Source organism: Micromonospora sp. NPDC049240 (assembly GCF_040647835.1).
In the GTDB taxonomy this organism is placed as follows: Bacteria; Actinomycetota; Actinomycetes; order Mycobacteriales; family Micromonosporaceae; genus Micromonospora.
Genome location: NZ_JBEZCX010000008.1, coordinates 219,852 through 244,094 on the forward strand (window position 1 = coordinate 219,852; position 24,243 = coordinate 244,094).

The 24,243-nt window shown below is 74.4% G+C and carries 24 protein-coding genes and 1 pseudogene; 13 read left to right on the plus strand and 12 right to left on the minus strand.

The features are described from left to right. The first annotated feature begins 81 nt into the window (after positions 1-81). Positions 82-1,671, plus strand: coding sequence for a phospholipase D-like domain-containing protein (locus AB0B02_RS14620; protein WP_281939481.1), 1,590 nt, complete (start codon positions 82-84; stop codon positions 1,669-1,671). Here the strand turns inward: AB0B02_RS14620 and AB0B02_RS14625 are convergent. Further along, the gene (locus tag AB0B02_RS14625; protein WP_281939479.1) at positions 1,620-2,354 is read right to left on the minus strand and encodes a hypothetical protein; all 735 of its coding nucleotides are present in this window, start codon (positions 2,352-2,354) and stop codon (positions 1,620-1,622) included. The two genes, AB0B02_RS14620 and AB0B02_RS14625, sit on opposite strands and share 52 nt — an antisense overlap. Positions 2,355-2,620: 266 nt before the next feature. Here AB0B02_RS14625 and AB0B02_RS14630 point away from each other — a divergent pair, with 266 nt between their 5' ends. Together AB0B02_RS14630 and hrpB are read left to right on the plus strand one after the other, a co-directional pair. Then, the gene (locus tag AB0B02_RS14630; protein ID WP_281939478.1) at positions 2,621-3,421 is read left to right on the plus strand and encodes a SigB/SigF/SigG family RNA polymerase sigma factor; all 801 of its coding nucleotides are present in this window, start codon (positions 2,621-2,623) and stop codon (positions 3,419-3,421) included. 118 nt (positions 3,422-3,539) lie between these two features. After that, positions 3,540-6,146 (plus strand): ATP-dependent helicase HrpB, encoded by a 2,607-nt coding sequence (gene hrpB / locus AB0B02_RS14635; RefSeq protein WP_357300497.1) that lies wholly within the window; start codon positions 3,540-3,542, stop codon positions 6,144-6,146. A 6-nt stretch (positions 6,147-6,152) separates the two neighbouring features. On the opposite strand, the gene AB0B02_RS14640 is transcribed toward hrpB, so the two are convergent. Further along, on the minus strand, positions 6,153-6,878 hold the full coding sequence (locus AB0B02_RS14640) for a protein phosphatase 2C domain-containing protein (RefSeq protein WP_281939475.1): 726 nt from the start codon (positions 6,876-6,878) through the stop codon (positions 6,153-6,155). Between the two features lie 219 nt (positions 6,879-7,097). Between AB0B02_RS14640 and AB0B02_RS14645 the strand changes: the two genes are divergently transcribed. Then, the gene (locus AB0B02_RS14645) at positions 7,098-9,707 is read left to right on the plus strand and encodes a glycoside hydrolase family 9 protein (protein WP_357300500.1); all 2,610 of its coding nucleotides are present in this window, start codon (positions 7,098-7,100) and stop codon (positions 9,705-9,707) included. Positions 9,708-9,796: 89 nt separating this feature from the next. Then, positions 9,797-10,117 (plus strand): multidrug efflux SMR transporter, encoded by a 321-nt coding sequence (locus AB0B02_RS14650; RefSeq protein ID WP_091067592.1) that lies wholly within the window; start codon positions 9,797-9,799, stop codon positions 10,115-10,117. 49 nt (positions 10,118-10,166) lie between these two features. Here AB0B02_RS14650 and AB0B02_RS14655 read toward each other — a convergent pair whose 3' ends face one another. Continuing rightward, positions 10,167-10,682, minus strand: a complete 516-nt coding sequence (locus AB0B02_RS14655) for a GNAT family N-acetyltransferase (protein WP_357300502.1) — start codon at positions 10,680-10,682, stop codon at positions 10,167-10,169. Between the two features lie 61 nt (positions 10,683-10,743). Between AB0B02_RS14655 and AB0B02_RS14660 the strand changes: the two genes are divergently transcribed. The 3 genes from AB0B02_RS14660 (at position 10,744) to AB0B02_RS14670 (ending at position 12,511) form a co-directional block, all read left to right on the plus strand. Continuing rightward, positions 10,744-11,352 (plus strand): HAD family phosphatase, encoded by a 609-nt coding sequence (locus tag AB0B02_RS14660; RefSeq protein WP_281939470.1) that lies wholly within the window; start codon positions 10,744-10,746, stop codon positions 11,350-11,352. 248 nt (positions 11,353-11,600) lie between these two features. Next, positions 11,601-11,981: a hypothetical protein gene (locus AB0B02_RS14665; RefSeq protein WP_357300505.1), complete on the plus strand. Its 381-nt coding sequence runs from the start codon at positions 11,601-11,603 to the stop codon at positions 11,979-11,981. Beyond that, positions 11,978-12,511, plus strand: coding sequence for a GNAT family N-acetyltransferase (locus AB0B02_RS14670; RefSeq protein WP_281939466.1), 534 nt, complete (start codon positions 11,978-11,980; stop codon positions 12,509-12,511). Before AB0B02_RS14665 ends, AB0B02_RS14670 begins: the two co-directional genes overlap by 4 nt. A 12-nt stretch (positions 12,512-12,523) precedes the next feature. Here the strand turns inward: AB0B02_RS14670 and AB0B02_RS14675 are convergent, their stop codons facing one another. The 5 genes from AB0B02_RS14675 to AB0B02_RS14695 are packed head-to-tail and all read right to left on the minus strand — an operon-like array spanning position 12,524 to position 17,091. Next, on the minus strand, positions 12,524-12,781 hold the full coding sequence (locus AB0B02_RS14675) for a UBP-type zinc finger domain-containing protein (protein WP_281939464.1): 258 nt from the start codon (positions 12,779-12,781) through the stop codon (positions 12,524-12,526). Then, a complete protein-coding gene (locus AB0B02_RS14680; RefSeq protein ID WP_281939462.1) occupies positions 12,778-14,358 on the minus strand; it encodes a Na+/H+ antiporter in 1,581 nt (526 codons plus the stop codon). The genes AB0B02_RS14675 and AB0B02_RS14680 overlap by 4 nt, the downstream gene beginning before the upstream one ends. 37 nt (positions 14,359-14,395) lie before the next feature. Then, positions 14,396-15,361 carry a TIGR03885 family FMN-dependent LLM class oxidoreductase gene (locus tag AB0B02_RS14685; RefSeq protein ID WP_107160756.1) on the minus strand — a complete coding sequence of 322 codons (966 nt, stop codon included), beginning with the start codon at positions 15,359-15,361 and terminating at the stop codon, positions 14,396-14,398. A gap of 42 nt (positions 15,362-15,403) precedes the next feature. Further along, complete coding sequence (locus tag AB0B02_RS14690; protein ID WP_357300508.1) at positions 15,404-16,816, minus strand: NADP-dependent succinic semialdehyde dehydrogenase; 1,413 nt, start codon at positions 16,814-16,816, stop codon at positions 15,404-15,406. A gap of 11 nt (positions 16,817-16,827) precedes the next feature. After that, on the minus strand, positions 16,828-17,091 hold the full coding sequence (locus tag AB0B02_RS14695; RefSeq protein ID WP_107160622.1) for a DUF6343 family protein: 264 nt from the start codon (positions 17,089-17,091) through the stop codon (positions 16,828-16,830). Between the two features lie 161 nt (positions 17,092-17,252). Between AB0B02_RS14695 and AB0B02_RS14700 the strand changes: the two genes are divergently transcribed. Together AB0B02_RS14700 and AB0B02_RS14705 are read left to right on the plus strand one after the other, a co-directional pair. Further along, positions 17,253-17,852, plus strand: coding sequence for an antibiotic biosynthesis monooxygenase (locus AB0B02_RS14700; protein ID WP_281939456.1), 600 nt, complete (start codon positions 17,253-17,255; stop codon positions 17,850-17,852). Positions 17,853-17,968: 116 nt separating this feature from the next. Beyond that, positions 17,969-18,814 carry a GDSL-type esterase/lipase family protein gene (locus AB0B02_RS14705; protein ID WP_281939454.1) on the plus strand — a complete coding sequence of 282 codons (846 nt, stop codon included), beginning with the start codon at positions 17,969-17,971 and terminating at the stop codon, positions 18,812-18,814. Positions 18,815-18,829: 15 nt separating this feature from the next. Here AB0B02_RS14705 and AB0B02_RS14710 read toward each other — a convergent pair whose 3' ends face one another. The 3 genes from AB0B02_RS14710 to AB0B02_RS14720 all read right to left on the minus strand — a co-directional run bounded on the left by AB0B02_RS14710 (position 18,830) and on the right by AB0B02_RS14720 (position 20,717). After that, the gene (locus AB0B02_RS14710) at positions 18,830-19,573 is read right to left on the minus strand and encodes an EcsC family protein (protein WP_281939452.1); all 744 of its coding nucleotides are present in this window, start codon (positions 19,571-19,573) and stop codon (positions 18,830-18,832) included. A 38-nt stretch (positions 19,574-19,611) separates the two neighbouring features. After that, on the minus strand, positions 19,612-19,761 hold the full coding sequence (locus tag AB0B02_RS14715) for a hypothetical protein (RefSeq protein WP_281939450.1): 150 nt from the start codon (positions 19,759-19,761) through the stop codon (positions 19,612-19,614). A gap of 92 nt (positions 19,762-19,853) precedes the next feature. Continuing rightward, positions 19,854-20,717: a peptidase M23 gene (locus AB0B02_RS14720; RefSeq protein ID WP_357300512.1), complete on the minus strand. Its 864-nt coding sequence runs from the start codon at positions 20,715-20,717 to the stop codon at positions 19,854-19,856. Between the two features lie 389 nt (positions 20,718-21,106). Between AB0B02_RS14720 and AB0B02_RS14725 the strand changes: the two genes are divergently transcribed. The 3 genes from AB0B02_RS14725 to AB0B02_RS14735 are packed head-to-tail and all read left to right on the plus strand — an operon-like array spanning position 21,107 to position 23,206. Then, entirely contained in the window at positions 21,107-22,030 is a 924-nt protein-coding gene (locus tag AB0B02_RS14725; protein ID WP_281939447.1) for a PAC2 family protein, read from the plus strand. 37 nt (positions 22,031-22,067) lie between these two features. Then, entirely contained in the window at positions 22,068-22,865 is a 798-nt protein-coding gene (locus AB0B02_RS14730; protein ID WP_281939446.1) for an exodeoxyribonuclease III, read from the plus strand. Positions 22,866-22,885: 20 nt separating this feature from the next. Continuing rightward, positions 22,886-23,206, plus strand: a complete 321-nt coding sequence (locus tag AB0B02_RS14735; RefSeq protein WP_281939444.1) for an antibiotic biosynthesis monooxygenase — start codon at positions 22,886-22,888, stop codon at positions 23,204-23,206. Between the two features lie 267 nt (positions 23,207-23,473). Here AB0B02_RS14735 and AB0B02_RS14740 read toward each other — a convergent pair. Further along, positions 23,474-24,109: pseudogene (locus AB0B02_RS14740) on the minus strand (class F sortase); the annotation flags it as partial. Positions 24,110-24,243: the final 134 nt, after the last annotated feature.

Below are 24,243 nucleotides of genomic sequence, written 5' to 3' on the forward strand. Positions count from 1 at the left end.
CCGACCTGCTGCGTCGTGGTGCGGGGCCCTGCCGGGGGTCCTACCGTGTGAGGACTGTCGTCGACCTCGGGAGGTTGGAACGTGACCCTGCGGGACTGGTTCCTCACCGCACAGGAACGCGCCAACCCAGGCTCTGATTTACCCGTCTGGACGGATGGAAACCTCGCCGAGCCGCTGATTCACGGATCCGCGTACTTTGACCGGCTGGTCAGCGAGGTGGAGGCGCTGGGCGACGGCGACCACCTGTTCTTCACCGACTGGCGGGGCGACCCGGACGAACGGATGCGCCCCGACGGGCCGACCGTGGCCCAACTGTTCGCGCGGGCCGCCCAGCGCGGGGTGATCGTCAAGGGGCTGCTCTGGCGCTCCCATCTCGACACGCTCTCCTACAGCGAGGCGGAGAACCGCGACCTCAGCGAGACGATCCGCGCCGCCGGCGGCGAGGTGCTGCTCGACCAGCGGGTCCGCCGCGGCGGATCGCACCACCAGAAGCTGGTCGTGCTGCGCCACCCCGACGAGCCGGAACGCGACATCGCGTTCGCCGGCGGCATCGACCTGTGCCACAGCCGGCGCGACGACGCCGCGCACGCCGGCGACCCGCAACCGGTGGGCATGTCCCCCCGGTACGGCCCCACCCCGCCCTGGCACGACGTGCAGCTCGCGGTGCGCGGCCCGGTGGTCGGCGCGTTGGACACCACGTTCCGCGAGCGGTGGACCGACCCGATGCCGTTGGACTCGGAGAACCCGTTGGCCTACCTGCGGGACCGGCTGCGCGGCTCGGACCTCACCCCGGACCCGCTGCCCGAGCAGCCCGCCGACCCGCCACCCTGCGGCCCGCACCACATCCAGGTGTTGCGCACCTACCCGGCGGTCCGCCCCCGCTACTCCTTCGCCCCGGACGGCGAGCGCACCGTGGCCCGCGGCTACACCAAGGCGGTCCGCCGGGCCCGCCGGCTGATCTACCTGGAGGACCAGTACCTCTGGTCCACCGAGGTGGCCGAACTGTTCGCCCAGGCGTTGCGCGAGCACCCGGAGCTGCACCTGGTGGCGGTGGTGCCCCGTCATCCGGACGTGGACGGCAAGCTGGCGCTGCCGCCGAACATGGTGGGCCGGGAGCAGGCGCTCTCGCTCTGCCACCGGGCCGCCCCGGAGCGGGTGCACATCTTCGACGTGGAGAACCACGAGGGCACCCCGGTCTACGTGCACGCCAAGGTGTGCGTGGTGGACGACGTCTGGGCCAGCGTGGGCAGCGACAACTTCAACCGCCGCTCCTGGACCCACGACAGCGAGCTGTCCTGCGCCGTGCTCGACGACACCCGCGACGAGCGGGCGCCCGCCGACCCGGCCGGCCTCGGCGACGGCGCCCGCGCCTTCGCCCGGGACCTGCGGCTGCGGCTGTGGCGTGAGCACCTGGACCGGGACCCGGACGGGACGCAGGACGACGACCTGCTGGACCCGGCGGACGCGGTGGCGGCGATCACCGCGGCGGCGGACGCGCTGGACCGCTGGCACGACGGCGGCCGTGTCGGTCCCCGCCCGCCCGGCCGGTTGCGGCCGCACCGTCCCGAGCGACTGCCCTGGCGTACGCGGATCTGGGCGCTGCCCGCGTACCGGCTGGTCTACGACCCGGACGGCAGACCGCTGCGGGCCCGACGCGCCGGCACCTGGTGACGTGCCGCCGGCTCGCCCGGCGGACCCGGCCGGGCCGGGTAGGCGAAGGACACCCGGGGCGAGTAGAACCCCCAGCAGACGTCCAGCGGGTTGGCCGGGCGTAGCGCGTGGACCGGATGGTCGGGCGCCAGGAACTCCACCGACTCGACCTCGAACGGGGACACCGGCTCGGCCACGTACGGGTAGTCGGTGACGATCAGCTCCCCGAGGTGGCGGGTGAGATAGCGGTGGTGGCCGCTGTACGCGTCGGTGCCGGTGTGCCCGACGCGGGCGGTGACCCGGATCAGCGGGCGGTCGTCCACCCAGGTCTCGGCCGTGAGCCACCCGCGCCGCAGGTCGAGCCGGGTCGTCCCGTCGGCGGCCGGGGCGCCACGCGCGGCGGCGTACTGCCGGACGCGGTCGCTGGAGGCCAGGTAGTGCGTCCACCAGCCACCGGGGGTCTCCCGGTCCGGCGGCTCCATGTCCGCCAGGGAGACGCCCAGGTAGGTCAGCGAGTAGGCCCCGAAGCCGGAGGTCTGCGTGTCGTCGTCGACCACGTACTGGTTGAGGAAGACCTGCCGCTGCGGATGCGGGCGGAGCCCGGTCGGCACCAGCGCCTCGGCCGCGCCCGGGTCCGCCGGGAGCCAGCTGAACAGCAGCGTCCGGGCGTTGATGACGAGTTGCGGCGCGGCGGGATCGAGCACGGTGCCTCCGTAGACGTGTCCCCACGGACGCTACGGGCGGTCCCGTTGGCGGAACAACGACAGAAAGTCGACACTCCGTCCCGGCGATTCGGGCGGACTGTGGCCCGATAAGGACCTTTTCTGCCCTGATACACCGTAAGTGCATCGTACTTTCGGCTAGATTTCCGTTAGCTGATCAGGCTAGTCTTGCTCCCGAACGGACTACTTAAACCTAAACCACAGCGTCTCTTCTTTTTCTCCGCGGACGAGGTGCAGGGAGGACCACCATGACCGCCCCGACGACCAAGGCACCCGCGAAGCTCGACCCGCGCTCACTCACCGACAGCGCCGCCAGTCTGCTCGACGCGATGGTCGCGTTGCCCCCGAACCACCCCTCGCGGGCCGCCCTGCGCGACCGCGCCATCGAGGCCTGGCTCCCGCTGGCCAACCACCTCGCCCACCGTTACAGCGGCCGGGGCGAGCCCAGCGACGACCTGGCACAGACCGCCGCGATCGGGCTGATCAAGGCGATCGACAAGTTCGACCCGTCCCGCGGCGTCGACTTCGCCGGTTACGCCATCCCGACCATCATCGGTGAACTCAAGCGCCACTTCCGCGACCGCACCTGGGACATCCGGGTGCCGCGCCGGCTCCAGGAGCTGCGCCTGGCGATCTCCGACGCCAACAGCACCCTGCTCCAGACGCTCGGCCGGTCGCCGACGGTCGCCGACATCGCCGCCCACCTCAAGGTCACCGAGGAAGAGGTGCTGGAGGGCCTGGAAGGCGCCCGCGCCTACAACGCGGTGTCGCTGTCCACCCCCACCGGTGACGGCGAGCGCGCCACCGAGCTGGGCGACCTGCTCGGCGGCGAGGACGGCGAGTTCGAGCTGGCCGAGATGCGGGTCGCGCTCGGCCCGGCGCTGGCCACGCTCGACCAGCGCGAGCAGCGGATCCTCACGCTGCGCTTCTACGGCAACCTGACCCAGTCGCAGATCGCCGAGCAGATCGGCGTCTCGCAGATGCACGTGTCCCGGCTGCTGGCGCGGGCGCTGACCAAGCTGCGCGGCCAGCTCGACGGCACGTACTAGCGGCTACCGGCCCGGTCGGCGATGCGCCGACCGGGCCGTTCCGCGCCCGGATGCAAGCACGGGCCCCCGTTAACGGGGGCCCGTGCTTGCATCCGGGGGTGGGTGCGAGAGTGGGAGCGTGCTCGCCGACGTTGCTCTCGACCTGCCGGTCCGGCCGGTGCTGCCGGCGCTCGTCGAGGCGCTGCGCGCGACGGGCGCCGGGGTGCTGGTGGCGCCGCCGGGCACCGGCAAGACCACCACCGCGCCGCTGGCGGTCGCCGACGCGGTCACCGGGCGGGTGGTGATCGCCCAGCCCCGGCGGGTGGCGGCCCGCGCCGCCGCGCACCGGATGGCCGCCCTGCTCGGCGAGCGGGTCGGCGACCGGATCGGGTACGCGGTCCGGGGTGAGCGCCGGAGCGGGCCCCGGACCCGGGTCGAGGTGGTCACCACCGGCCTGCTGGTACGCCGGCTGCACCACGACCCGGAGCTGCCCGGGGTGGACGCGGTCCTGCTGGACGAGTGCCACGAGCGGCAACTCGACGCCGACCTGGCGTTGGCGTTCAGCGTGGAGGCCCGGGCCACCCTGCGGCCGGACCTCTGGCTGCTGGCGATGTCGGCTACCCCGCAGGCGGACCGGTTCGCCGCGCTGCTGGGCGGCGGCGGGCCCGCCCCGGTCGTCCGTGCCGAGGCCGCGTTGCACCCGGTGGACCGGGTGTGGGCGCCACCGCCGCGCCCGATCGCCCCACCCGGCGCGGGCCGGGTGGACCCGGCGCTGCTGGACCACGTGGCCGCCACGGTGCGCCGCGCGCTGCGCGAGCGGGCCGGCGACGTGCTGGTCTTCCTGCCCGGGGCGGGCGAGATCGCGGCCGTCGCCGGGCGGCTGGCCGACCTGCGCGACACGGTCGCCGTGCTGCCGCTGCACGGCCGGCTCTCCGGTGCCGCCCAGGACGCCGCGCTGGCCCCACCGTCCGGCCGAGGAACCGCCCACCCGGGAACCGTCCGGCGGCGGGTCGTGCTGGCCACCGCGGTGGCGGAGAGCAGCCTGACCGTGCCGGGGGTGCGGGTGGTGGTGGACGCCGGGCTGAGCCGGGTGCCGCGCACCGACCTGGCCCGCGGGCTGGGCGCGCTGGTCACCGTGCCGGTGTCCCGGGCGGCGGCCACCCAGCGGGCCGGCCGGGCCGGGCGGGAGGCCCCGGGTGCGGTCTACCGCTGCTGGTCGGAGGCGACGCACGCCCGGCTCGCCCCGCAGCCCGAACCGGAGATCGCCACCGCCGACCTGACCGGGTTCGCGCTGGAGCTGGCCGCCTGGGGCGCGCCGGACGGCAGTGGCCTGGCGCTGCCCGATCCGCCGCCGCCGGCCGCGCTGACCGTGGCCCGGGAGACCCTGGCCACGCTCGGCGCGGTCGACGCCGACGGCCGGATCACGTCCCGGGGGCGGGCGATCGCGTCGGTCGGCGCCCATCCCCGGCTGGCCCGGGCGTTGCTCGACGGCGTGCGACGGGTCGGCGCCGACCGGGCGGCCGAGGTGGTGGCGGTGCTCGCCGACGAGTCGTCGGGCGGCATGGGGGACGACCTGCCGGCCCGGTGGCGCCGGCTGCGCGCCGGCACCGACCCGGCCGCCACCGCCCGGTGGCGCGCCGAGGTACGCCGGCTGCGCGCCGCCCTGCCCGCCCGCACCGCCGACAGCCGGCCGGAGACCGGAGCGACGACCGGCCAACCACCGCACCGGCCCGCCCGAGACCTCGGCGGCCGGCCGGAACGCCTGCCGGACGATCTGGCCGCGGGGCTGCTGGCCGGGTTGGCGTACCCGGAACGGTTGGCCCGGGTGCGGCGGCCCGGCGGGTCCGCGTACCTGATGGCCGGTGGCACCGCCGCGGAGCTGGCGGCCGGGTCGGGGCTGGCCGGGTCGACGTGGCTGGCCGTCGCGGTCGCCGACCGTTCTCCCGGCGCGCCGGCCGCCCGGGTCCGGCTGGCCGCGCCGGTCGACGAGGCGACCGCGCGCGAGGCCGGCGCGGCGCTGCTGCGCGACGGTCGGGAGGTGGCCTGGTCCGGCGGCGAGGTGGTGGCCCGGGAGGTGGTCCGTCTCGGCGCGATCGAGCTGGTCGACCGGCCGCTCGCCGCACCCGAGCCGGAACTGGTCGCGGCGGCGGTGCTGGACGGGCTGCGGCAGGAGGGTCCGGGGCTGCTGCGCTGGACGCCGGAGGCGACCGCGCTGCGCCACCGGCTGGCCTTCTGCCGACAGGCGCTCGGCGACGACTGGCCGGACGTGTCGGACGCCGCGTTGCTCGCCGCCGCGCCCGGCTGGCTCGGGCCGGAGCTGGGCCGGGCACGCCGCCGGGCCGACCTGGCCCGCGTCGACGTGGCCACGGCGCTGCGCCGACTGCTTGACTGGCGGCAGGCGGCCCGGCTGGACGAGCTGGCGCCGGAGCGGCTGCCGGTGCCGAGCGGCTCGCGGATCCGGGTGGACTACGCCGATGCGGCGGCGCCGGTGCTCGCGGTCAAGCTCCAGGAGACGTTCGGTTGGCGGGACGTGCCCCGGATCGCCGACGGGCGGGTGCCGGTGCTGCTGCACCTGCTCTCGCCGGCCGGACGGCCGGTGGCGGTCACCGCGGACCTGGCCTCGTTCTGGCGGACCGGCTATCCGCAGGTGCGGGCGGAGCTGCGCGGGCGCTACCCGCGGCACCCGTGGCCGGAGGACCCGACGACGGCCGAGCCGACCCGCCGGGCCAGCCCGCGCCGGCGCTGACCGGGCTCACTCCTCGACGACGTCGGCGATCACCACGGTGATGTTGTCCGGCCCGCCGGCGCGCAGCGCGAGGTCGATGAGCCGGGCCGCGCAGGCGTCCCGGTCCAGGCCCTCGCCGAGCACCTCGGTGAGGGTGTCGGCGCGGACCACGTTGGAGAGGCCGTCGCTGCACAGCAGCCAGCGGTCACCGGCCCGGGGCACCATGGTGGCGTACGCCGGGGAGACCTGGTCGCCCTGCAACGCCTGGGTCACCACGGCGCGCCGTGGGTGGCTGCTCGCCTGGTCGGGGGTGATCAGGCCCTGGTCGACGAGCATCTGCACGAACGTGTCGTCGCGGGTGACCTGCTTGAGCACGCCGTCGCGGAACAGGTAGGCCCGGGAGTCGCCGACGTGCGCCAGCGCCAGGCAGCTCCCGGTGCGGGCGAACAGCAGCGCGGTCAGCGTGGTGCCCATGCCCTGGCGTTCCGGGTCCTCCTCGACCGCCCGGCGGATGCCCGCGGTGGCCTGCTCGATGGCGCCCTGGAGCGCGGCGACCAGGGCGTCCTCCGGGGTCTCCACGTCCAGCGGGGCGATCGCGTCGATCGCGATGCGGCTGGCCAGGTCGCCGGCCGCCATGCCGCCCATGCCGTCGGCGACCGCGACCAGCCAGGGGCCCGCGTGCTGGGCGTCCTGGTTGCCGCTGCGGATCAGCCCACGGTCGCTCGCTCCGACGGAACGAAGCTTCAGGGTCATGGGACGCAGCCTGCCAGGTCGAGGGCTCGGTTGTCTCTAGGAGATCACCACCATCGTACGTGGCGCGGTGAATCTCACTGCGCCTGGGCGCGCGCCCGCCATCGGACCGGATCGATTGACAGCGACGGAACGCGATGGAAACATCGGCCTGATATTGGGAGCGCTCCCAGCTCCCGTCGCTCCCCCACCGTCACCTCCGAAGCACGGAAGGAACCCTCCGTGACCCGTTCCCGTCGTCGGCTGGTCGCGCTCGCCGCGACCGCCGCCCTGGCGCTCACCGGCGCCACCGCCGGCCCGGCCCTCGCCGAAGTGCCGCCGGACGCCCCCGAACAGCTCCGCAACGGCGACTTCAGCGCCGGCGTCTCCCCCTGGTTCTCCTACGGCACCGGCGAGCTGGCGGTCACCGACGGCCGGCTCTGCACCACGGTCGCCGCCGGCACGACCAACCCCTGGGACGCCGGCATCGGCCAGGACGCGGTGCCGCTGATCTCCGGCGCCGAGTACGAACTCTCCTTCGACGTCTCCGCCACCCCCGGGGCGGCGCTCAAGGCGGTGCTCCAGCTCGGCAGCGCCCCGTACACCACGTACGCCAGCGTGGACGCCACCGCCACCGGCACCGCGAAGCACGTCACCACCACGTTCACCGCGCCGGCCGACAACGCCGGCGCGCAGCTCATCTTCCAGGTCGGCGGCAGCGCGCAGCCGCAGACGTTCTGCCTCGACAACGTGTCGCTGCGCGGCGGCGAGGCGGCCCCGCCGTACGAGCCGGACACCGGTCCCCGGGTCCGGGTCAACCAGGTCGGCTACCTGCCCGGCGGCCCGAAGCACGCCACCGTGGTCACCGAGGCCACCGGGGCGCTGCCCTGGCAGCTCAAGTCCGCCGCCGGGGCCGTGGTGGCCAGCGGCGAGACCACCCCGCGCGGCGTGGACGAGGCGTCGGCGCAGAACGTGCAGACCGTCGACTTCTCCGCGTACCGCACGCCCGGAACCGGCTACACGCTGACCGTCGACGGGGAGACCAGCCACCCGTTCGACATCTCCGGCACGGTCTACGACCGGCTGCGCGCCGACTCGCTCCAGTTCTTCTACGCCCAGCGCAGCGGCATCGCGATCGACGGCGACCTGATCGGCGACGAGTACGCCCGCCCCGCCGGCCACCTCGACGTCGCCCCCAACAAGGGCGACACGGACGTGCCGTGCCAGCCCGGCGTCTGCGACTACAAGCTGGACGTGCGCGGCGGCTGGTACGACGCCGGCGACCACGGCAAGTACGTGGTCAACGGCGGCATCGCCACCTACCAGCTGCTCAACACGTTCGAGCGCACCAAGACCGCGGAGACCGCCGACGGCGGCGCGGCGCTCGGCGACGCCACGCTGCGGGTGCCCGAGCGCGGCAACGACGTGCCGGACGTGCTCGACGAGGCCCGCTGGGAGCTGGACTTCCTGCTGCGCATGCAGGTGCCGGCCGGCAAGCCGCTGGCCGGAATGGTCCACCACAAGATCCACGACCAGAACTGGACCGGCCTCCCGCTCGCCCCGCAGGACGACCCGCAGGTGCGTGAGCTGCACCCGCCGTCCACCGCGGCCACGCTCAACCTGGCTGCCGTCGCCGCCCAGTGCGCGCGGCTGTTCGCCCCGTACGACGCCGCGTTCGCGACCCGCTGCGGCACGGCCGCGAAGACCGCGTACGCGGCGGCCAAGGCGCACCCGGCGATCTACGCCTCGGCCAGCGACGGCACCGGCGGTGGCGCGTACGAGGACAACAACGTCACCGACGAGTTCTACTGGGCCGCGGTCGAGCTGTGGCTGACCACCGGCGACAAGGCGTACCTGGCCGACGTCACCGGCTCGCCGCTGCACACCGCCGACGTGTTCACCCCGAACGGCGCGTTCGGCTGGCAGAGCGTGGCCGCGCTGGGCCGGCTCGACCTGGCCACCGTGCCGAACACGCTCCCCGCCGCCGAGAAGACCCGGATCCGCGCGTCGATCACCGCCGCCGCGGACCGCTACCTGGCCACGATCGCCGACCAGGCGTACGGGCTGCCGATGCCCGGCACCGCCGACGCGTACGTCTGGGGCAGCAACAGCAACATCGTGAACAACACGATCGTGCTGGCCACCGCGTTCGACCTGAGCCGGAACGCGAAGTACCGGGACGGCGCGGTGCAGGCCGCCGACTACCTGTTCGGCCGCAACGCGCTGAACATGTCCTACGTGACCGGTTGGGGCGAGCAGAACGCCCACAACCAGCACAGCCGGATCTTCGGCCACCAGCTCAACCCGGACCTGCCGACCCCGCCGGCCGGCTCGCTCGCCGGTGGCCCGAACGCCGCGCTCCAGGACCCGTACGCGGCGAACCTGCTCGCCGGCTGCGCGCCGATGTTCTGCTACGTCGACGACATCAACTCGTACGCGACGAACGAGGTGGCGATCAACTGGAACTCGGCGCTGGCCTGGCTCGCCTCGTTCCTGGCCGACCAGGGTGACGCGGCGGCCGTGCCGGCGCCCACCTGCGCGGTCACCTACACCACCCACGGGAGCTGGCCGTCCGGCTTCACCACCCAGGTGACGGTGCGCAACACCGGCACGTCGGCGGTGAACGGGTGGAGCCTGCGCTGGGCCTTCACCGGCGACCAGAAGGTGACCCACGCCTGGTCGGCGCAGGTCGCCCAGAGCGGCGCCACGGTGACCGCGAAGAACCTGGCGTGGAACGCCAAGCTGGCACCGGGCGCGTCGACCACGTTCGGCCTGAACGGCACCGGCTCCGGGGCCCCCAACCCCGATCCCACCCTGATCACCCTGAACGGGAAGGCCTGCACCCTCTCCTGACCCGTTCCCGTCCCCGCGACCGTGCGGTGGCGGCGCCCGTCCGGCGTCGTCACCGCACGGTCCGCGACGTCGGCGGGTACGGTCCCGAAATGGCGTACCTGCTCCTGGCCCTCGCGATCACCGCCGAGGTGATCGGCACCAGCCTGCTCAAGGCGAGCGACGGCTTCACCCGGCTCTGGCCCACGGTCGGCCTGGTGGCGTGCTACCTGGCCGCGTTCGGGCTGCTCGCCCTCGTGGTGCGGGACGTCCCGGTCGGCGTGGCGTACGCGATCTGGTCCGGGCTCGGCACCGCCGCCATCATGGCGGTCGGCGCGGCGTTCCTGGGCGAGCCGCTGAGCGTGACCAAGGTCGTCGGGGCCGGGCTGGTCATCGCCGGCGTGGTGGTGCTCAACCTCGGCGGCGCCCACTGACCGACGTCGGCCCGGTCCGCGCCCCGCCTGCCCACGTCGCCGAGTCGGTTCAGTCGACCGGCCGGCGCATCGCGACCCGGTCGGTCGCGTCGAAGCCGAGCGCCGCCTCGGCCGCCAGGAACCCGGCCAGCCCCGGGGTCAGCTCCGCCTCGGCCAGCTCACGGAACCCGCAGCGCGCGTAGTACGGCGCGTTCCACGGCACCGACCGGAACGTGGTCAGCGTCAACGCCGGCCACCCCTCGGCCGCCGCCCACCCGGCCACCTCGTCGAGCAGGCCCCGTCCGATGCCGCGCCGCGCGTACGCCGGGTCGACGCTGAGCTGCTGCACGTGGGCCGCCCCGTCGACGAGGTCGACGAGCGCGAACGCGATCGGCCGGTCGGCCGCGTCGACCGCCACCCGCAGCCGGCCGGCGCGCTGCCCGGCGGCCAGCGCGTCCAAGGGCAGCGGTGGCATGTCCGCCACCAGGTGCATGCCGATCTCCCGGAACGGGGCGCCGGAGGCCACCTCGATCCGCTGGATCCCGGTCAGTTCGTCGGCGCGGGCGCTTCTGCTGCGGTGCGGCACGGCGCCGACCCTGGCAGAGCGGACGCGGGGACGCGAACGGTTTTCGGCGTACGCTGCACCGGTGGCTCTCCCCCTGCCGGCCGGCGACTTCCGCGCGTACCTGTTCGACTGCGACGGCACGATCGTCGACTCGATGCCGGTGCACCACCGGGCCTGGTGCGCGGCGCTGGCCGAGTGGGGCTGCGAGTTCCCGGAGGACCTGTTCTACGCCTGGGGCGGCCGGCCGGTCGCCGACATCGTCGTCGACCTCAACCGGCGGCACGGCCTGGCCATGCCGGTCGAGGTGGTGGCCCGCCGCCGGGAGGACCTGTTCCAGGAACTGCTGCCCGGGGTGAGCGCCGTGCCCGAGGTGCTGGCGCACATCGAGGACGCGCACGGGCGGCTGCCGTTCGCGGTCGTCTCCGGCAGCACCCGGGAGTCGGTGACCGCGTCGTTGACCACGCTGGGCCTGCTCGACCGGTTCGACACGCTGGTCTGCGCCGAGGACTGCACGCGGCCCAAGCCCGACCCGGAGGGTTACCTGCTGGCCGCCCGACGGCTCGGCGTCGACCCCGCCGACTGCCTGGTCTTCGAGGACACCACCCTCGGCGTCGAGGCCGCCACAGCCGCCGGCATGGCGTCGGTCCGCGTACCCCACCCCCGCGAGCGCGCCGCCACCCGCCCGGCCTGACAACCCCCTACCGACCGGCCCCCGCACCACGGCCTCCTGCCGATCTTGGACTTGTGGTGCCTGGGAAGCGATGAATGTCAGCTTTGTCAACCGCCACAACTCCAAGATCGACGAACGGACGGCAGGGCGGGGCACCGAGGCCGGGTGGTGTGAGCCGCGTCGCGCCGTTCCGGGTCTCGGCGGGGGACGGCTGCGCCTGGCGTCGCAGGGATGACCGTCGACGAGGGCGTCGTGCCGGTCGGGCGCGGATGAGGGGCGGCCCGCCGCCCGGCCCGCTGCGCACCCTGGCGCTCGCCACCCTGGCCAACACCGTCGGCACCGGGCTCTGGCTGGCCGGCGGCGCGTTGTACCTGACCCGGGACGTCGGCCTCTCCGCCACCACCAACACGGTGCTCACCGTGCTGCTGGCGGTGCGGCTGAGCCGGGGCGCGGACACCGCCGCCCCGGCGGCCCGCAAGCTGCGCCGGGCCGGGCTGGTGCTGGCCGCCGCCACCCCGCTGTACGCGGTGACCGCCGCGCTGCCGGTGCTCCCGGCAGTGGTGCTGCTGCTGGTGGCGACCGCGGTGTGGACGGTGGGCGACCTGTGGCCGGGCAACCGGGCACCCCCGGGTAGCAGGATGACGGGATGACCGAACGGGGAAGCATCACCATCCGGCCCGGCGGCCCGGCGGACGCGCCGACCGTGCTGCGGCTGTTCGACAGCGCCATCGCGTGGCTGGTCGAACGCGGCCGGCCCGAGCAGTGGGGCGTCGACCCGGTCTCGTCCGACACGCGCCACATCGCCCGGGCCGACGCCTACGCTCGCGGCGGCGGCCTGTACCTCGCCGAGACCGACGGCACGGTCGTCGGCGCGCTTGTGGTCGGCGACGCGACCGAGCACGTGCCGCCGGCCACCGAGCCGGAGCTGTACGTCAACCTGCTGGTCACCGACCGGGCGTACGCGGGCCGGGGGGTCGGCGCGCGGCTGCTGTCGCACGCGGCGGAACTGGCCCGCGAACGCGGGCTCGGCCTGCTGCGGGTGGACTGCTTCCGGAGCGCCGACCGGGCGTTGGTGCGCTTCTACGAGGGCTGCGGGTTCACCGCCACCGAGCCGTTCACGGTGATCCGACCGGGTCGGCCGCCGTGGCCGGGGCAGGTGCTGGCCCGCCGGCTCGACTGAGCGCCGCCGACGTCAGCCGATCTCCTCGTCCTCGAAGCACCAGCGCCACGACTCCCCCGGCTCGATCGAGCGCATCACCGGGTGCCCGGTGGACCGGAAGTGCTGGCTGGCGTGCTGGTACGGCGACGAGTCGCAGCAGCCCACGTGCCCGCAGCTCAGGCAGGCGCGCAGGTGCACCCAGTCCCGGTTGCCGACCGCCACGCAGTCGGGGCACTCGGTGGTGATGGCGGGCTCGGCGTCGCCCGCCCCGGTCAGGTGCGGACAGCTCATTCGAGAACCTCCTGTCGTAGCAGCGACTCCTCCAGGTCCAGATCCCGGTAGGCGCGGGTGAGCACCTCCTCCGGGATCTGGCCGGAGTCGCGGGCGGCCCGGAACACCTCCCGCTCGGCGTCGATCATCTCCTGCCGCAGCCGCGCGTACGCCTGGGAGGGGGTCTCCCGGTCGGTGCCGCCGAGCCGTTCCCAGGCCAGGTTGGCGCGGGACGTGGTCAGCCCGCGCAGCCGTTCCACCACCGCCTCGGGCGCGTCACCGGCCAGCGCGTCGAGCCGTTCCCGGGCGGCGCGGCTGGCCCGCTGCTGCACCCCGGCGGCGGAGAGCGCGTCCTGCACCGGGTCGTCCGGGGGCAGCCGCAGCCGCCGGGCCAGCCAGGGCAGGGTGGCGCCCTGCCCGACCAGGGTGGCCACGATCACCGCGAAGGCCAGCCAGATCAGCAGCGCACGCGGGTACGGCCGGTCGTCGGCGAGCGTGAGCGGCAGACCCAGCGCGGCGGCCAACGTCACCACGCCGCGCATGCCGGCCCAGCCGATGACGATGGGGAACTGCACCGGCGGCGCGGGGTCGCGCTGCCGGATCCGGGGCACCAGCCGGGCCAGGTAGGTGGCCGGGAACATCCAGACGAACCGGGACAGGAAGACGGCGGCGAGCACCGCGGCGGTGATCCCGACCAGCGAGCCGACCGGTTCGTCGAGGTCGCGCACCACCTCGGGCAGTTGCAGGCCGACCAGGAGGAACACCAATCCCTCCAGCAGGAACTGGATCAGTCGCCAGAACGCGGTCACCTGGAGGCGGGAGCCGGCCGACATGAGCATCGGCAGCTTGTGGCCGATGCCGAGCCCGGTCACCACCACCGCGACCACGCCGGACGCGTGGATCTCCTCGGCGGCGTACACCACCGCGAACGGCACGATCAGCGACAGCGCGTTGTCCAGCACCGGGTCGGTGATGCGCTTGTGCAAATAGCCGAAGACCACCACGCCCAGCACCCCGACCACGATGCCGCCGCCGGCGGCGATCAGCACCTCCCGGGCCACGTCACCGACGCCGACGCCGCCGGTGGTGGCGGTGGCCGCGACGATCGCCACCCGCAGCAGCACCAGCGCGGTGGCGTCGTTGACCAGGCTCTCGCCCTCCAGGATGGTGACGACCCGCCGGGGCAGGCCGACCCGACGGGCCACCGCGGTGGCGGCGACCGCGTCGGGCGGCGCCACCACCGCGCCGAGCGCCACGCAGATCGCGTACGGCAGGTCGGGCAGGAACAGGTGCACCACGGTGCCCACCACGAACGCGGTGAAGATCACCAGCCCGACCGCGAGCAGCAGGATCGGCCGCAGGTTGAGCCGGAACGCCGGGACCGAGGTGTTCACCGCCGCCACGTAGAGCAGCGGCGGCAGGATGCCGACGAGCACCAGATCCGGTTCCAGCCGCACGTGCGGGAAGAACGGCAGGAAGGACAGCGCGAGGCCGAGCACCACCAGCAGGATCGGCGCGAGCAACCCGAGCCGGCGGGCCAGCGCCGCCCCGAACGTGGCGATCGCCAGGAACACCACGACCTCGAACAGAGCTTCCATGGGGTACGAGCCTAGGCGGCCCCGGGCCGGCCCGTGATCACGCGGTCGGGCGTACCTTCGGCAGCACCTCGGCGCCGAACGCGTCGAGGAACGCGCGCTGTTCCTGCCCCACGTGGTGCAGCGCGATCTGGTCGAAGCCCAGCTCCACGTACTCCTGGAGCCAGCCGACGTGCCGGCCCAGGTCGGCGGAGACGTTGACGGTGTCGGTGACCTTCGACATCGGCACGTCGGCGCTGACCACGTCGAAGTGCTCGGCGGTCTCCAGGTCCCAGCAGACCGGCGGCGCGAACACGTTGCTGCGCCACTGCTCGTACGCGATCGCCTCGGCCTCGGCCTGCTCGGGCGCCCAGCTCACGTGCACCTGGAGGTGCAGCGGCCCGCGCCCGCCGGCGTCCCGGTAGGCGTCGATCATCTGCCGGAGGTGGTCGACCGGCGCGTTGACCGTGATCAGCCCGTCCGCCCACTCGGCGCACCAGCGGGCGGTGGCCACGCTGACCGCGGCGCCGACCAGCGCGGGTGGCTCCTCGGGGCGGGTCCACAGCTTGGCCCGGTCCACGGTGACCAGCCCGTCGTGGCTGACCTCCTCGCCGGCCAGCAGCGCCCGGATCACGTCGACGCACTCGCGCAGCCGGGCGTTGCGCAGCTCCTTGCGGGGCCAGACGTCGCCGGTGATGTGCTCGTTGCTGGCCTCGCCGGTGCCCAGCGCCGCCCAGAAGCGACCGGGGTACATGGCGCCGAGCGTGCCGATGGCCTGCGCGATGATCGCCGGGTGGTAGCGCTGGCCGGGCGCGTTGACCACGCCGAAGGAGAGGTTGGTGGCCTGGAGCGCGGCGCCGAGCCAGGACCAGGCGAACCCGGACTGGCCCTGCCGCTCGCTCCACGGGGAGAAGTGGTCGGAGCACATGGCCGCGTCGAAGCCGGCCCGCTCGGCGTGGATCACCGCCTCCAGCAGCTTCGCCGGGTGGATCTGCTCATGGGATGCGTGGAAGCCGAACGCCGTCATGGGCAGCACTCCTACCCATGCCGGCGTCCGGCCAACCGCACCTCACTCGGCGTGCGCGCCGGCGCCCGCGCCGGCCTCACCCTCGCCGATCCACACCGTCTTGGTGTTGCAGAACTCGCGCATGCCCAGCGCGGACAGCTCGCGACCGTACCCGGAGTTCTTCACGCCGCCGAACGGCAGCTCCGGATAGGACGTGGTCATGCCGTTGACGAACACGTTGCCGGCGTCCAGGTCGGTGGCGAAGCGCTCCTGCTCGGCCGGGTCGGTGGTCCAGGCGTTCGAGCCGAGGCCGAAGCTGGTGCCGTTGGCCACCTCGACGGCCTCCTCGTACGAGCCGACCCGGTAGAGGCCGGCGACCGGGCCGAACACCTCCTCGCCCCACATCCGCATCTCCGGCCGCAGGTCGGTGACCACGGTCGGCGGGTAGAACCAGCCGTCCCCGGTCGGCTTCTCGCCGCCGCAGAGCACGGTGGCGCCCTGCCGCACCGCGTCGGTCACCTGGTCGTGCACCTCGTCCCGGCCGCGTTCGCTGGCCAGCGGGCCGACGTCGGTGCCGTCGTCCATCGGGTCGCCGACCCGCAGCGCCGCCATCCGGGCGGCGAACTTCTCGGCGAACGCGTCGAAGACGTCGGTGTGCACGATGAACCGCTTGGCGGCGATGCAGGACTGGCCGTTGTTCTGGCAGCGGGCGGTGGTGGCCACCTCGGCGGCCTTGTCCAGGTCGGCCGAGGGCATCACCACGAACGGGTCGCTGCCGCCCAGCTCCAGCACGGTCTTCTTGAGTTCCCGGCCGGCGATCTGCGCGATGGAGCGGCCGGCCGGCTCGCTGCCGGTGAGCGTGGCGGCGCGGACCCGGGGGTCGCTGAGGATCCGGTCCACCGCGTCGGAGCCGACCAGCAGCGTGGTGAACGCGCCTTCGGGGAAACCGGCCCGGCGGAACAGGTCCTCCAGGTAGAGCGCGGTCTGCGGCACGTTCGAGGCGTGCTTGAGCAGGCCGGTGTTGCCGGCCATCAGGGCCGGGGCGGCGAAGCGCATCACCTGCCACAGCGGGAAGTTCCACGGCATCACCGCCAGCACCGCGCCGATCGGCTGGTAGCGGACGTACGCCCGCTTCGCCTTGACCGCGGCGGCGTCGGCCGGCTCGTCGGCGAGCATGACCGGCGCGTTGTCCGCGTAGAAGCGGCAGGCGGTGGCGCACTTGGTGACCTCCGCCTTGGCGGCGGCGTACGTCTTGCCCATCTCGGTGGTCATCAGCCGGGCGGTGGAGTCCCGCTCGGCGTCGAGCAGGTCGGCGGCGGCGGTGAGCCACCGGGCGCGCTGCGCGATCGTGGTGTCCCGCAACTGCCGGTACGCGAGGTCGGCCCGCTCGATCGCGGCGTCGACCTGCTCGTCCGACATCGCGTCGTACGTCTTGAGCACCTGTCCGGTGGCGGGATTGGTGGTGGCGATGGGCATGGGGACTCCTGTCACTCGAACAGCGAGTGCCGCACGCCCGGCTCCTCCCGGCGGCGGGCGGCGCGACGGCGCTGGATGACGACCAGATCGACCACGGCCACCACGGCGAGGATCGCGCAGACGACGCCCAGCCAGGCCAGGTCGGCGGCGAACGCGAACACCGCGAGGACGGTCATCACGACCACACCGAACAGGGCCAGCACGAGGCGCAGGTTCAGCGCGCTGTTCGCGTGTCCGACCGTGCCACGGGCGCGGCGGGGCTGTGATCGGGTCATTCTTCCCGGCTACCCCGGCTCGGCCGGGGTTAACCGGTGCGGCCGAGGCGACCGGTGATCCCGGCCACGGAGCGGGCACGCGGCGGATGCGACCGCGGGGTGGACGCGTTGGATCGGTGTGCCGGTTCCGGCGGAGATCCCGCGGCGGTGGAGAGGATGGCATGACCACGATGCAGGCGGTGCCCGTGACCGTCGCCGTCTCGCGGCGCGCCGACCCGGCGCGTACCGGGGAGATGGTGGCGTGGATGCGGGCCGGCACGGCGCTCGCGGAGAGTTTCCCGGGGTTCCTGGGCGCCGGCTTCGTCCGCAGCGCCCCGGGTTCCGCCGAGTGGCACGTGATGTACCGCTTCGCCGACGCGGACACGCTGCGCGGCTGGGAGGACTCCCCGCAGCGGCACTGGTGGCTGAGTTCCGCGCAGGGCATCGTCGAGCACACCCGGGTGGAACGCCGTACCGGCATCGAGGGCTGGTTCGACCGGCCGGTGGACCACGTGGTGGAGACCGTCGGGGCGGCCGAGCCGGCGGCCCCGGCCGCGCCGCCGCGCTGGAAGCAGGCGGTCACCATCTGGCTGGCGTTCTTCCCGCTCAGCCTCACCGCCACGCTGCTGACCGCCCGGTTCGTCGCCGACGTGCCGCTGGCGGGCCGGACGCTGCTGATGACGCTCGTGCTGACCCCGCTGATGACCTACCTGGTGCTGCCGCGGATCACCCGGGCGCTGCACTGGTGGCTGCACGGCCAGCCGGCGCCCTGGCGACGCTGAGCCCGCGAATGTGAACGACCGGTGTCAATGAAAGATGGGCGACAGACCTTCCGTACGGACGACCGAGGCGCATAGGGTCGACGCGCCGCCTCGCGCCACCGGACGGGGGAACCCGCATGCCTCGACGCTGGATCGCCGCGCTCGCCTGCGTCGCGGCGCTGGTGGCGCTGGCCTGCGACGGCTCCGGCTCGGCGTCGCCCCGCCCGTCCGACACGCCCCGGCCCGGTGACCCCCGGGTGCTGACCGCGCTCGGCGACTCGGTCACCACCGGCTTCGGCTCCTGCCTGGTGCTGGTGAGTTGTGAACGCAACTCGTGGTCGAGCGGGGACAGCCTGCGGGTGGAGAGCGTCTACCGCCGGCTGCGCGCGGACGCGCCGGCGCTGCGGGCGTACAACCGGGCCGAGCCCGGCGCCCGCGCGGCCGGGCTCGCCGACCAGGCCCGGGCCGCGGTCCGCGACAAGGCGGACCTGGTCACCGTGCTGATCGGCGCGAACGACGTGTGCCGGGCCGGGGTCGACGCGATGACCCCGGTCGACACGTTCCGGGACCAGGTCGACGCGGCGCTGACCGTGGTGCGCAAGGGCCGGCCGAAGGCGCGGGTGCTGGTGGTCAGCATCCCCGACCTCTACCGCCTCTGGCAGCTCGGGCACACCGAGTCGCGGGCCGTCCGGGCCTGGTCGCGCGGCGTCTGCCCGGCGCTGCTGGCTGACGCCACGTCGACCGCGTCGGCCGCGACGGCCCGCCGGGCCAAGGTCAAGGCCCGGATCGAGGCGTACGACGACGAACTGCGCGCCGCCTGCCGCGCGTACGGCTCACGCTGCCGCTGGGACGGCGGCGCGGTGCACCGCCACCGGTTCGGCCTGGACCAGGTCAACGCGCTGGACTGGTTCCACCCGAACGCGGCCGGCCAGGGCCGGCTGGCCGAGGTGGCCTGGAACGCCTCCGGCTGGGCCCGCGACTGAGACCGACCGAACCGGTCAGGGTTGGCGCGGGCCCGGGAGCTGCCGGGGGCCGGCCACCCGGTAGAGCGCGCGGGCCCGGTCGGCGAGTTCCTTGGTGGCCGACGAGTTGGCCCAGGTGCCGAGGATGATCGCGGCGCCGGGGACGACCTTGGCGAACATCCGCTTGGCGGCGCGGACCCCGGCCATCCGGGCCAGCCGCACGCCGAGCTGGAGCATCACCCGGCCCAGCGCCCGGTTGCCGGCGGAGCCGAACAACGCGCCGGCGCGTTCCCGGCCGGCGGCCACGCCCAGCGCCAGCCGGGCGGTCTCGGCGGCCTTGTGCACCCGCTGGAGCACCAGCAGGTCGGTGGCCCGGTCGGGATGTGTCGGGTCGACGCCGTAGGCGGCGGCCACGTGCAGCACCAGCCGCGCCTGGGTCCAGGCCAGCACGCCCACGTCGATCACCGCGCCGGGCAGCCCGGCCGCGCCGGAGACCGCACCGGACAGCCGGGCGTGGTTGACGAACTTGCGCACCGCCTGGTCGGCCACCTGCTCGGGGGGTGCGTCCGGCCGCTCCGCCCGCGCCCGGGCGGCCCACTGCGCGGCCTCGGGGCCGAGCCGGCGCACCGCCTCCAGCGCCAGGTGCTCCGGCGCGTACTGCGGGTCCTCCCGCATCCGGTCCCACAGCGTGGCCGGCGGCGCTTCGGGCGCCTCCACCGGCGGGACCGGGGCGGCGGGGACGGCGGTGGGCTCCCCGTCGACGGGGGCGGGGTCGGTCACGGGACGCTCCGGGGTTCGTACGGCGGGGGGTGGGCCGGTCAGCGACGGCGGGTCGACGACAGCCGGGTGGCGAGCTGCCGCAGCCGGGCCTGGTTCTCCGGCTTGGCGATCTCGCGCCGGCCCCGGTCGACCAACTGCTGACCACGCGGCGACCGCAGGAAGGTGGTGATCCGTTGCATCAGCGACATGACGTCCTCCTGTTCGCGGTCCCCCTCATGTGTACCTGGAACCGGCAACCCCTTGGTACCCGGACCGGCCGTCCGGCAACCGTCCAGTTCGGTCAGCCGAGGACCTCCGCCACCACCTCGCCGGCCAGCCACTCGTGCTGCGCGTACGCGTCGGGGAACGCCGAGATCTGCACCGCCTGGGCGGCGACCGACAGCGGCAGGTCCTGCCAGCCGGGGATCTCCTCCAGCGCGGCCAGGAACGCCTGGGTCGCGTACTCCGGGTCCATCAGCTGGGCCACCGTGCCCCAGCCGCTGCTCGGCCGCTGCTGGAACAGCCCGACCGAGTCGTGGTCCCAGCCGACGGCCTGGTGCGGGTAGCTCTGCGACTCGGGCAGCACTCCGCTGGCGTAGTTGAGCAGCGTGCTCTCCTGCATCGCGGTGGCCACCGCGATGACCAGCCCACGGCGCGGCACACCCATCTCCCGGCCGGCCCGCACGATCTTCGTGGCGTTGTCCATCTGGGTGCGGTTCAGGCCGGCGACCGGGACGATCCGGCGTGGCTTCGGCTTCGCCTTCGGCGTGGCCTTGACCTTCGGCTTCGACGTCGCGGACGGGGACAGGGACGGGGACGGGCTGGCGCTCGGGGTGGCCGGGGTGGCCGGGGCGGCGCTCGGACGGGCCAGGCCGCGGGAGGCCGCGTCCAACGCCGCGCGCTCGGCCAGTTCCACGGCGGGGGCGGGCTTCGCGGCGCGGTCCGGGGCGCCGAGGCCGAGCTGGCTGACGCCGACCAGGCCGAGGCAGCAGGCCGTGCCGGCGGCGACCACCAGCCGGGCGCGGGGGTTCAGCAGCGCCCGCAGCCGGGTACGCCGGGTACCCGCCGAGGCAGTGGTTGTCCACTCGGTTGAGGGGGTATCGTCCAAACGGTCAGTCGGGCGGCCGGGGTCGTTCGGGTCGTCGGGGGTGCCGTTGTCACGCATCCGACGAGGCTAGACAGGGCAAATAGGGATCACCCAGGCTCAACGGGTGGCCCTCGCCACACTTCGTGGGGACGCCGCGGGACATTCGTGTGCGGGCCCACCCAGCACGGTGCCGACCTCGCGGAACGGGCCAACCGCCGGTCCGCCGCGCAGCCGGTCGGCCGGGGCAGGAAGCACGCGGCCGGCGGCGGAACGGCCCGTGATCGACTAACTCGTCCGTTCGGGCGACCCGCCATGGGCCGCCGGACCGAGCCGTGGCCGAATTGTGATCACGCTCCGGGCGGTCGACGGGTCCGTAACGGAATGGACCACTCCCCCCGGTACGTTTGCCGAATCGGGGACGCGTTCGCGCGACGCCCCCCGTACGCGTCGACAGGGAGGACCCACCGGTGCTCGACCCACACGAGCTCTACGAACTCACCGACGAGCTGCCCGACGACCTCGGCCAGCCGGTGCTGATCCAGGCGCTCACCGGCTTCGTCGACGCCGGCAGCGCCACCCGGCTGGCCCGGGAACAGCTGCTCACCTCCCTGGACGCCCGCACCATCGCCCGCTTCGACATCGACCAGATGTTCGACTACCGGTCCCGCCGACCGGTGATGACCTTCGTCGAGGACCACTGGGCCGACTACGACGCCCCGGAAGTCGAGCTGCACCTGCTGCACGACGACGACGAGACGCCGTTCCTCCTGCTCACCGGCCCCGAGCCGGACCTCCAGTGGGAGCGGTTCGTGGCCGCCGTCGCCGGGCTGTCGGCCCGCCTCGACGTCCGGCTCACCGTCGGGCTCAACTCGATCCCGATGGCGGTGCCGCACACCCGGCCCAGCGGCGTCACCGCGCACGCCACCCGGCCGGAGCTGATCGCCGGGCACGAGCCCTGGCTCCAGAAGGTGCAGGTGCCGGCCAGCGTCGGCCACCTGCTGGAGTACCGGCTCGGCGAGCAGGGACGCGACGCGCTGGGCTTCGCCGCGCACGTGCCGCACTACGTCGCCCAGACCGAGTACCCGGCCGCCGCCGAGGCGCTGCTCGCCGCCGTGTCCAAGGGCACCGGCCTGCTGCTGCCGCGCGACGGCCTGCGCACCGCGGCCGAGGCGATCCGGGTGGAGATCGACCGCCAGGTGGCCCAGACCGACGAGGCGGCCACGCTGGTCCAGGCGCTGGAGGAGCAGTACGACGCGTTCGCCCGGGGTCGCGGCGAGAAGAGCCTGCTCGCCACCGAGACCGGCCCGCTGCCCAGCGCCGACGAACTCGGCGCCGAGCTGGAACGCTTCCTCGCCGAGCAGACCCGCCCGGGCGACACCCCGGAACGCTGACCGGGCGGAGCGGGCCGGGATGCGGCAGGCTGGGGCCATGCGCCTGGCGACCTGGAACGTCAACTCGGTGAAGGCCCGCCTGCCCCGGCTGCTCGACTGGCTGGGCACCACGAAGCCCGACGTGCTCTGTCTCCAGGAGACGAAGTGCCCGGACGGGGCGTTCCCGGTCGCCGAGGTGGGCGCGCTGGGTTACGAGGTGGCCAGCCACAGCGACGGCCGGTGGAACGGTGTGGCCGTGCTGTCCCGGGTCGGGCTGGCCGACGTGGCGGTCGGCTTCCCCGGCGAGCCCGGGTTCCCCGCGCCGGAGGCGAGGGCCATCGCCGCCACCTGCGACGGGGTGCGGGTCTGGTCGGTGTACGTGCCGAACGGCCGCGCCCCGGACGACCCGCACTACGCGTACAAACTGGCCTGGTTCGCGGCGCTGCGCGACGCGCTGGAGCCGGAGGTGGCCGCGGCCCGGCCGCTCGCCGTCTGCGGTGACTTCAACGTCGCGCCGACCGACGCCGACGTCTGGGACCCGGCGCTGTTCGCCACCTCCACCCACGTCACGCCGGCCGAGCGGGCCGCGCTGGCCGCGCTGCGCGACCTGGGGCTCAGCGACGTGGTGCCCACCCCGATGAAGGGTCCGCACCCCTACACCTACTGGGACTACCGGGCCGGCATGTTCCACCAGAACAAGGGCATGCGGATCGACCTGGTGTACGCGACCGCGCCGTTCGCCCGCGCGGTCCGCTCCGCGTACGTCGATCGGGAGGCCCGCAAGGGCAAGGGCCCCTCCGACCACGCCCCGATCGTGGTCGACGCCGACCTGACGCCCGCCGTCGAGGCGTTCTGAGTCGCCGTAGGCTGGACGGCATGGCAGTCGTGAAGATCAACGCGATCGACGTCCCGCCCGGTGCCGGCGAGGAACTGGAGAAGCGGTTCGCCGCCCGGGCCGGCGCGGTGGAGAACTCCCCCGGGTTCCTCGGCTTCGAGCTGCTCCGCCCGGTCGCCGGCGAGACCCGCTACTTCGTCTACACGAGGTGGGAGACGGAGGAGGCGTACCAGGCGTGGGCGCAGGGCTCGTCCCGGGCCGCGCACGCCGCCCCCGAGGGCGCCGAACCGCGCAAGCCGGTCGCCACCGGCGCCACCCTCCTGGAGTTCGAGGTGGCCCTCCAGGTCCCCCACACCCCCTGACAGTGCCCCGCCGGCCCGCCCCGGCCCGGCGATCATGAAGTTGGCGGCTTTCGTCGTCCGTTTCGCCAATTGTCGCTCTGGCAACCACAGACGCACCCAAACCCTCACCCTCCTCTGGCCGGAGCGCGGGGCGCAGTGCAAGCGGTCGGTGGAACGGCATGAACGTCAAACGGGCGCGGAGACAGCCATAACGTTCCACCCACCCGGCCAGCGCGCCATGAGTGGAACGGTATGGACGTCGGTCCGTCGTGGTGGGTGGAAGGCCGGTCACGGCGTGCGGGTGGCGAAGACGATCACGTTGTCCTCGTAGCCGGTGCGACCGCCGAGCCACGTGCCGCCGCAGGTGATCAGGCGCAGCTCGGCCGGGCCGGAGTCGCCGTAGACCCGGGCGGCGGGCAGCTTCGCCTTGTCGAAGTACTCCACGCTGTCGACGGTGAACGACACCACGCTGCGGTCCGCGCGGGTCACCCGGATCAGCGCACCGGGCTTCAGCTCGCGGAGCCGGTAGAACACCGCCGGCCCGCTCTTGCTGTCGACGTGACCGACGATGATCGCCCGCCCCGGCTCCCCCGGCACCGCGCCCCGGTTGTACCAGCCGGTCTGGTCGGTCTCGGTCAGCGGCGGCACGTCCACCGACCCGTCCCGCGCCTGACCGACCGGGGTGACCGGCGCGTCGACCTTGATGGCCGGCACGGACAGGCGGACCGGCTTGCCGACCGGTTTCCGGGCCGCGGCGGTGGTCGGCGCGGGTGCCACCGCGCTCGACCCGACGGACGCCTCGGCCCAGTCGAACGGCCCGGCGGTGCGGCCGAGGCCGGCCCCGACGGCGAACACACCGACCAGCACCAGCACCACAGCCAGCGGCTTCGACCAGGGGCTCCGGCCCCGGTCCCGCCTCGGCGACGGACCGGACGGCGACCCACCGTCAGGAGGCGGACCGGCCGGCCGGGAGCGCGCGGGGGGCGGACCGGTCGGGGGCGGGCTCCACGGCCCCGAGCCGCCCGGAGGCGCGGTGGCCGACCGGGAGCCGGTGGCCG